The organism is Rhizobium redzepovicii, from assembly GCF_019793435.1.
In the GTDB taxonomy this organism is placed as follows: Bacteria; Pseudomonadota; Alphaproteobacteria; order Rhizobiales; family Rhizobiaceae; genus Rhizobium; species Rhizobium redzepovicii.
On sequence record NZ_JAILYH010000115.1, the window covers coordinates 1 to 255 of the forward strand.

Genomic DNA, 255 nt, shown 5'->3' on the forward strand with positions numbered 1-255 from the left:
CGATCTTCGGCACGTCGGTGCGCCCGCGCGCGCCGCCGAAGGCGGTGCCCATCCAGTTGCGACCGGTGACCAGCTGGAACGGACGGGTGGAGATCTCCTGGCCGGCCCCGGCAACGCCGATGATGATTGATTTGCCCCAGCCGCGGTGGGAGGCCTCCAGCGCCTGGCGCATCACCTTGGTGTTGCCGGTGCAGTCGAAGGTGTAGTCGGCGCCGCCGATCAGGTCGCCATTGCGTTTGGTCATGTTGACGAGAT

Annotated in this window: 1 protein-coding gene; it reads right to left on the reverse strand. The window is 67.1% G+C overall.

What is annotated here, in order from left to right; genetic code table 11:
- On the reverse strand, nt 1-255 hold a 255-nt coding region (locus K6N12_RS35210; protein ID WP_343228898.1), incomplete at both ends, for a zinc-binding dehydrogenase.